The sequence below is a fragment of the Vibrio sp. D401a genome (assembly GCF_030248515.1).
GTDB classification, from domain to species: domain Bacteria; phylum Pseudomonadota; class Gammaproteobacteria; order Enterobacterales; family Vibrionaceae; genus Vibrio; species Vibrio rotiferianus.
The window spans coordinates 66,342-73,166 of record NZ_JAHGAI010000044.1 but is presented as its reverse complement, the minus strand read 5'-3'; the positions used below and the strand labels follow the sequence as shown (position 1 = coordinate 73,166).

Here is a 6,825-nt window from a genome sequence, read left to right as displayed (position 1 = left end):
AGATGCGAGATGCGAGAGATTAAGGTCTAAATAACCGACAACGCAACAAGAAATCAGCGTCATTCCGGACGAGCCTCAGCGAGCCATCCGGAATCTCTCATTTAAACGTGCACCAAATCCGATTAGCAGAACGTTTCGATGTACAGCGCTTCTATTTTATCTCTTGCCCACTGCGTTTTGCGTAGGAACTTCAACGAAGATTTGATTGAAGGATCTTTCTTAAAGCAGTTCACACGAACGCGCTCATGCATTCCGTTCCACCCAAAGTGCTCAACTAAACGGGTAAGGATTTTCTCTAAACTCAACCCGTGAAGTGGGTTATTCGGCTGCTGTTGGCTCATGCTATTGATCCGGTAAAGTGAAGTTGCGCGCTAATCTAACTCAAACTCGCCGTGCAACCTAATGTTTTAACCTTGAATTGCCCTGCGACTCTCCCCTATAGTAGCCCAAACTTCTAAAAAGCCCTTTTCATTATGAAAGCCCTCAACGATCTGAATATCTTTGTCGAAACCGCACGCCAAGGCAGTTTTTCGAAAGCCGCCAACAGCATGGACATGACACCAGCAGCCATCAGTGCATCGATCAAACGTCTTGAGGGACAAATTGGCTTTCCTCTGTTTGTACGCTCCACTCGCAGCCTTCGCTTAACCTCGGAAGGTGAGCTGTTCCTAGACAAAACCACTCAAGCGCTGGCAACACTGCAAGAGGGGTTAGATCAGATATCAAGCGCGCGTGGCGAGTTATCAGGTCAGCTGCACATCACCGCGCCATCTGATTTTGGTCGCAACATGCTGCTTGATTGGGTTGATGAATTTATTGATGTTTACCCGAACGTCTCTATCAAGTTAGAGCTGTCTGATAGCTTGACCGATATGTACACCAAACCTGTCGATATCGCGATTCGCTACGGCGAACCTGCTGACTCTAACCTCGTCGTATTGGCGTTGTGTGGCGCAAATGAGCGAATCCTGTGCGCATCACCAGAATACGTCGCAAATAATCCTGTGCTGACCAAACCGGAAGATCTAACCCAACACAACTGTTTGTGTTACATGGTGGCGGATTCGGTTTACAACAAATGGACGCTAACTCGCGGAGACGAAACAGAACAAGTTGTTGTAAGTGGCAAGCTGCTTAGCAACGACAGTGACTTATCCCATCGCTTAGCGCTTAAAGGGAAAGGCATAGCCAACAAATCCCTGATGGATATCAGTCAAGATTTGATTGAGGGAAGATTGGTTCGCGTATTACCCGAATGGGATAGTGGTCCAGTGCCCCTTTATATGGTTTGCGCTGACCGCCGTTTGCTCACCCCAACGATTCGAACTTTTCGTGACTTCATTCAGGAAAAGTGCTGCCAGCAGAGAGAAAAGGTGCTGGCAACATTCTGTCCGAGTCGTTAACCAACAAATCTCAAAGGGCGAATTTGCGTGTATTCAAGCAATGCGTTTTCTTCTAATGTAGAAAAACATTTTGCGATATGTGGGCTTTGTAGGTGCTTATCTAATGCTTCTTGCGATGCCCAAATTTCTTGGAACATGAACAAGCCTTCGATATTCTGGTCCAGATACAATTCGTATTGGCAACACCCCTCTTCTTCACGAGAAGGTTCTAGTAGACCAGAAAGTAAGTTGGTTACGTTGTCGATACTATCTGGGTAGGCTTTAATTTCTGCAACTAAATGAATCATCTTGATCAGATCTCGGTAAATACAGTTTCTGCTTCCCAGCGTGACTTAGGCGTCTTGGCATTAAAGTCATCTTCTGCGTGGTAGCCAAGCGGCACAATCACAACACCAGTGTAGCCTTTTTCGCGAAGACCAAATTCTTCATCCAGCACTTTCGGATCAAAACCTTCGATTGGCACCGCATCGATTTCTAGCGTTGAAGCGCCCAGCAATAATGTACCTACGTTGAGGTAGACCTGTTTCTCCATCCAATGATTGGCGTCTTTCAGGTCAAAACGGTGCATGTTCACAAAGTAACTACGACCGCCACGTACCGCTGCTTTTGCTTCTTCGGTTGGGAATCGACCGTCTTTTTCTTCCTGCGCCAATAGTGCTTCAATGTACTCGTTATCGATGGCCGTTTTGGCACAGAACACCAACACGTGTGACGCATTCAAGATCTTCGCAGCATTGAACGCGTAGCTCTCTTGCGCTGCTTTTGCGATACGTTGCTTACCCTCTTCTGTGCTTGCCAGAATGAAGTGCCACGGCTGAGAGTTCACACTCGATGGACTAAAACGAATCAGCTCTTTGACTGCGTCGATCTTTTCTTGAGGCAGCTTACGAGTAGGGTCAAAGACTTTGGTTGAGTAGCGGGATTTAGCAGCTTGAACGATGTCCATCGGGTTCTCCAGTCGAGTAGTTTATGCTGGTTATCACTTTAACCTTATGAGTTACAGGGAAAAACCGATTTCAGTTAAAAACATCTTCAAAATAAATTTGAAAATCGCCGATGTAACAAGCTTTGAGCACTCTCACTGAAGCAACACTCGGTTTAAGCAATAATGTCGCCTTTGCTCCGTTACCGAACCACTTTCATGCTGCCTCAAGACAACATCATCACGCCCTTTCTCTGCAAAAAACTCGGGCACAATCACCTAAGAATTGCTGGCGAATATTGGCACATTGAAAAGCTGGTTGCCTTGCAATCTATGATGTTGCAAGAGGCACCGACGCTGCGTGAAGGTCTGTTGTGGTGGAGCAAAACTGTTTCGCTGTTCGACCGTCGCTTGTACATTGTTTTCGAACACAGTGATAACCAGGTTCAGATGCGGCTAGAGTGCCGAGCTACCGAGATGCCAAGCTGGGCAGAATCGGTTTATGACTTGCTGCTGATGCAATTGGAACAACTAGGTTTGAGTGAATCTGTGCGCATTCAGCTTCACAACCATGACCGTTACTCTGCTCATTTCGAACTAGAAGAAGACAGCAGCCCGAAACAGAACTCGGTTGTGTTCGACTTGGTGAAACATGTTTATTTGCTGCTGTCTCACCAGCCAATTGAACAGCCAGAATTGTTGAGCGTGCTTAATGCTCTGTTCGTCAAAAACAGCAATTACGCACTGAAATTAGAACAAGCCGCACTGCAATTGGGCGTATCCAAGCGCACCTTACAACGTCGCCTGCAAGAAAAACAAATGAGCTATTCGCAATGCGTCGACTTCGCCAAGAAAAAGCACGCATTAGCTCTACTCGCAGACACTCAACTCACAACGCAGCAAATCGCCTATCAGTTGGGTTATGAAGAACCTTCCAACTTCCACCGAACTTTTCGCCGTTGGTATCCGTTTTCGCCAATGCAATATCGCCAGCAGTGCTTGGATAACCGCACTCATCTCAACAACCAACCTATCCGCTTGTACTACGCCAAAGCGAACACTCTAGCCGATAACGACATTGACCAACCCGTCGGTAAAATCTGGATGGAAGTGGATAACATTGCGTTTGAAAAAGTGGTCTCCGTTGAGTGTCGAGACCGTGATGGCACGTGGCGTCGCTACCCAGCCTTCTTCGAGCGTTTTTTGAACAATGGCACCGAACTATGGGCGACAACAGAGCTGCCCGTCGCTCATCCACTGACGTTTAGACTGTGTTATGAAGTCGATGGTGAGCGCTATATTGATAACAACCACCAGCGCGATTACGTGGTTTCTAAAGGGCTTTTGATTGGCGCAACGGAATACATTGTCCCGACAAGGCAACTTATTCAACTCGGCACTCAGCACACCTTGTTTGTGGAACTTGCGTGTCGATTAAAAGACGTGGCGAAGATCAAGTGCTATGTCGGTGACGCGCCAGCTCCGCACGCAATGAGCCAAACTCAAAATGCAGAAGATTACACATGCTGGGCGCTGCAACTGCCCCTCACTCAAACGGCTAAACAGTGTCGATTCCGACTCTATGATCATTCTGGTAATGAGTTAGCCAAAGACCATTACCCAATTCAATATCCAATTGTGCAACCACTCAGTTAAATATGTAGCACAGTTCAAACTCAGCACTTCGTGACATCATTTCACGTCTCTTTTGGCGTGAAATGACACTCTCAATTTAAAACCTTTGCTTTATCGTTTCCGCATTGCTGCATAACGGAGACAAAAACCGTGTTTGAAACCTTACCTAACCCTATGAATAAAATAAAAATACTACCTTTCGCGATCGCCTTAGCTCTTTCTGGCTGTGGTAGCGATGAAACTACGCCAGCAGATACTGGAAGCCACGTGGCATCTCCTAATTGGCAAGACCAGATCATTTACTTCTTGATGATCGACCGTTTTAACGACGGCGACAACACACTTAACGATCAAGGTCAGAATGAGTACGATCCTACCTCAGACAAAAAATTCAGTGGTGGTGACCTGGTTGGTGTCAGCGACAAACTGGGCTACATCGAAGACCTAGGCGCTACCTCTATCTGGATTACACCGCCAGTGGCAAACCAATGGTGGGACGCAGAACAAAACTACGGCGGCTACCATGGCTACTGGGCGCGTGACTTCCAAAAAGTGGATGAGCACTTTGGTGACATGGAAAGCTACCAAGCGTTAGCGCGAGAAGTGCACGCTCGTAATATGTTCTTGATTCAAGACATCGTGACCAACCACGTAGGTAACTTCTTCACTTACGATGACCCATACAATTACGATCCTAGCCTACCTTGCCAAGGTTTCCGTTTAATTGAAAATGCGCTGCCAGCAGGGCAAGAACTGCCTTATCCGCTCAACATGAATGAGTGTAAAGAAGATGGTACGGGCATTTACCACTGGACGCCAAGCATCACCGACCATAACGACCCAGTACAAGAAAAAACCTGGCAACTGTCGGATCTGGATGACCTGAATACGTCCGATCCTGAAGTACGCGCTTATCTAAAAGAGAGCTACCGTAAATGGATCCGTGAAGTGGGCGTTGACGGTTTCCGTATCGATACCGTGAAGTTTGTTGAGCACGATTTCTGGAATGACTTCCTGCACGCCGACGATGGTGTGATGACTCAAGCGGTTGATACTGGTCGCGATAACTTCCTGACCTTTGGTGAAGTCTTCGAAACATCCACACCTTACAACACCGAAGGCGAAGAGAAGATGCTGACTTACATCGGCGAAAGCGGCTCACCGGAGCAGTTAACCTCGGTGTTGAACTTCCCATTACAAGCCACCATGACGCGCGTGTTTGCAGCAGGACAACCGACCGATTACTTACGCTTCCGTCTTGAGAAAATGATGGAGATGTTCCCGAATCCATACATTATGCCGAACTTCATTGATAACCACGATATGCCGCGTTTTCTATCACAAGGCAGTGTCAACGATATGAAGCAAGCGCTGATTACCATGATGGCGGTACCGGGCATCCCTGTGATTTACCAAGGTACTGAACAGGCGATGTCAGCGGCGCGCGATGCGATGTTTGCTGGCGGTTACCGTGAAGACGGCGACTACGTAGACTCATTCGACCAAAACAGCGAGATGTACTTGTTCATCCAAGAGCTTGCTAAGTTACGTACCGAAAACAAAGTCATGACACGCGGCGAAATGAAAGTGATTGGCAGCGATAAAGCTGGCGCCGGTGTGTTCGCCTTTACCCGAACGTTGGATAACGACGAAGTCTTGGTGGTAATGAACACATCGAATTCCCCGATGTTGATGAACCAACTCGATGTAGAGCAAGCGGGCGGCACCGTCTTCCAACAACAAATCATGTCGAATTGGGCAGACGCTCCGGAGCAGTTAGTCGCCGATGAAAACGGTCACGTAACCCTAGAACTACCAGCCAAATCTGCCGTGATTTACTCAAAAACTAACGATACCCAATCGGTAGATACCCCAGACCTCAACATCCAACTGGCACAGGATTGGGAAGGACAAACCATCACTGATGACATAGTGATTACTGGTACTGCTAACGCAAACGAGAAATTAAACCTTGTCGTCGACGGTAATCTAGAAACAGCACAAGCCATTACCGTAGGTGCTGACGGTCAATTTAGCGTGACTTTATCTACCCGTCACTTTGCGATTGGCGAACAGCAACACCGCTTCGCGATTTACTCCACTGAGAAAAAAGCAGGCATTGAAGATGTGAACTTTGTGTCGGACTTAAGCTGGTCAAACACGCCAGACGACACGATTGATGATGCTGGTGATGCGCAAGATGGCATGGGCGGTCCTAACGGTAACTACTCGCTACCTACGGATCCGACGTTCGACAAAGACAACAGCCAACTCGCCATCAACAAAGCCGAGGTATTTACCGTCGGCAGTAACGTGCGCTTGACCTTCACCATGGACAAGATCACCGATACTTGGTTGCCACCAAACGGCTTTGACCACGTTGGTTTCACCATCTTCATTGATTTACCGGAAGAAGCGGCATCCAACCTAACGGAACTGCCTAAGATCAACGCTTCTATGCCAAGCGGAGCATGGAGTCGCAATGCTGTAGTCTTCGGCTGGCAAAGCTCGATTTACAACACTCAAGGGGCAAACGCGACAACATGGGGCGAAGCGGTAACGCCAGCACCAATGGTCACCGTAGACAAAGCCAACAACACCATTTCGATGGACTTCGCGAGTGACGCACTAGGTCGACCGGATTCACTGGATGGCATTCGATTCTATGTGACAACTTGGGACTTGGATGGATTGTCTGCCACTTACCGTCCACTGGAACAAGACAAAGGTCCTTGGAACTTCGCTGGCGGCGCTTCGGATGAGAGCAAGATTTGGGATGACTTACCAATCATCACCTTGTCTGAATAATCACTGAAACCGCAATAAACGCAAAAGTCGTTTCAACTATAAAAAACAAAAAGCAGC

The 6,825-nt window shown here is 47.6% G+C and carries 6 protein-coding genes; 3 read left to right on the top strand and 3 right to left on the bottom strand.

What is annotated here, in order from left to right; all coding sequences use genetic code 11:
- Positions 1–122 precede the first annotated feature (122 nt).
- Positions 123–341: a VF530 family protein gene (locus KIV41_RS18745; protein WP_285337395.1), complete on the bottom strand. Its 219-nt coding sequence runs from the start codon at positions 339–341 to the stop codon at positions 123–125.
- Between the two features lie 132 nt (positions 342–473).
- Between KIV41_RS18745 and KIV41_RS18740 the strand changes: the two genes are divergently transcribed.
- The gene (locus KIV41_RS18740; protein WP_285337393.1) at positions 474–1,403 is read left to right on the top strand and encodes a LysR family transcriptional regulator; all 930 of its coding nucleotides are present in this window, start codon (positions 474–476) and stop codon (positions 1,401–1,403) included.
- On the opposite strand, the gene KIV41_RS18735 is transcribed toward KIV41_RS18740, so the two are convergent.
- A complete protein-coding gene (locus KIV41_RS18735) occupies positions 1,400–1,690 on the bottom strand; it encodes a putative quinol monooxygenase (RefSeq protein ID WP_285337392.1) in 291 nt (96 codons plus the stop codon). The two genes, KIV41_RS18740 and KIV41_RS18735, sit on opposite strands and share 4 nt — an antisense overlap.
- A 5-nt stretch (positions 1,691–1,695) precedes the next feature.
- Entirely contained in the window at positions 1,696–2,349 is a 654-nt protein-coding gene (locus KIV41_RS18730; RefSeq protein ID WP_045390765.1) for an oxygen-insensitive NAD(P)H-dependent nitroreductase NfsB, read from the bottom strand.
- Positions 2,350–2,544: 195 nt separating this feature from the next.
- On the opposite strand from KIV41_RS18730, the gene KIV41_RS18725 reads away from it, so the two are divergent.
- Positions 2,545–3,981, top strand: coding sequence for a helix-turn-helix transcriptional regulator (locus tag KIV41_RS18725; RefSeq protein ID WP_285337403.1), 1,437 nt, complete (start codon positions 2,545–2,547; stop codon positions 3,979–3,981).
- Positions 3,982–4,110: 129 nt separating this feature from the next.
- Positions 4,111–6,768, top strand: coding sequence for an alpha-amylase family glycosyl hydrolase (locus tag KIV41_RS18720; RefSeq protein ID WP_285337390.1), 2,658 nt, complete (start codon positions 4,111–4,113; stop codon positions 6,766–6,768).
- Positions 6,769–6,825: the final 57 nt, after the last annotated feature.

What these genes read in the sequence shown, in the direction of transcription:
- KIV41_RS18745 (WP_285337395.1), bottom strand. Translation starts at nt 341, where the DNA reads ATGAGCCAACAGCAGCCGAATAACCCACTTCACGGGTTGAGTTTAGAG.
- KIV41_RS18740 (WP_285337393.1), top strand. Translation starts at nt 474, where the DNA reads ATGAAAGCCCTCAACGATCTGAATATCTTTGTCGAAACCGCACGCCAA.
- KIV41_RS18735 (WP_285337392.1), bottom strand. Translation starts at nt 1,690, where the DNA reads ATGATTCATTTAGTTGCAGAAATTAAAGCCTACCCAGATAGTATCGAC.
- KIV41_RS18730 (WP_045390765.1), bottom strand. Translation starts at nt 2,349, where the DNA reads ATGGACATCGTTCAAGCTGCTAAATCCCGCTACTCAACCAAAGTCTTT.
- KIV41_RS18725 (WP_285337403.1), top strand. Translation starts at nt 2,545, where the DNA reads ATGCTGCCTCAAGACAACATCATCACGCCCTTTCTCTGCAAAAAACTC.